Below are 223 nucleotides of genomic sequence, written 5' to 3'. Positions count from 1 at the left end.
ATTCAAGCTATCTCCTACAAATACTGTTACACCTTCTTTTGGCGTTAATACTGGTGCTTCTGTATCTTTTTCGCCAGTTTCTCCACCAGTGTTTCCACCACCAGTTTCTCCTCCAGTGTTTCCACCACCAGTTTCTCCGCCAGTGTTTCCACCACCAGTTGGTGGTTTAGTTGGATCTGTTGTTCCACCTTCATTTCCTCCACCTGTAGGTGGTTTAACTGGA

At 45.7% G+C, this 223-nt stretch carries 1 pseudogene; it reads right to left on the bottom strand.

The window, feature by feature from the left end:
- Positions 1–223, bottom strand: a pseudogene (locus tag MR107_RS30980) (adhesin); the annotation flags it as partial.

Origin of the sequence: Bacillus cereus group sp. BfR-BA-01441 (assembly GCF_022663075.1) — a bacterium.
GTDB classification, from domain to species: Bacteria; Bacillota; Bacilli; order Bacillales; family Bacillaceae_G; genus Bacillus_A; species Bacillus_A cereus.
This window is presented reverse-complemented; position numbering and strand designations above follow the sequence as displayed.